The organism is Frankia sp. CcWB2 (assembly GCF_977927585.1).
On record NZ_CDWRCM010000137.1, the window covers coordinates 11,776 to 12,329 of the forward strand.

General features: G+C 70.4%; 1 protein-coding gene and 1 pseudogene. Both read right to left on the reverse strand.

Going from position 1 to position 554, the window contains the following annotated elements; genetic code table 11:
* Nucleotides 1-237: pseudogene (locus tag ACY45C_RS14735) on the reverse strand (hypothetical protein); the annotation flags it as partial.
* A 49-nt stretch (nucleotides 238-286) separates the two neighbouring features.
* Nucleotides 287-554 (reverse strand): SAM-dependent methyltransferase (locus ACY45C_RS14740; RefSeq protein WP_462188175.1); only part of this gene is annotated, 268 nt, incomplete at its 5' end.

The following is a 554-nucleotide window of genomic DNA, read 5'->3' on the forward strand; positions in this document are numbered from 1 at the left end:
CTGGATGCCGCCGAGCACCGGGGGGAACTTGTCGGCGACCACCAGCACGCTCGGCACGTCGACCGGGCCGGTACCGGCCCCGGCGGGATCGGCCCCGGCGGTACTGACCCCGGCGGGATCGGCCCCGGCGGTACTGACCCCGGCGGGATCGGTACCCGGGGCCGGTCCGGTCCTCGCCGGGCGGATCGGCGCGTTCGGATCATCGGTGGGGCCCGGCGGGAGGGGAAGTCCCCTCACGCGTCGTCCGGCCGGCGACGAGGCTGAACGAGCCGCCAGGCAGAAGTCCTCAGAGCTTGCGGCCCACTCCGCAGAACTGCTGCACCTCGGCCGGGATACCGAGATCATTGGAGGCCGGCCGCCACCGCGAGCACGAGACGACGCCGGGCTCGAGCAGCTCGACCCGGTCAAAGAACACAGCGATCTGTTTCGCGTCACGAAAGACAATGGGTGGTGTGGCGTTCTCGTTCCAGAACTGCCGCACCCGCTCCGCCTCCTCGGAATAGACCTCGTTGCTGGCGTGGGCGATGGCCAGATAACTACCGGACGGCACAGCA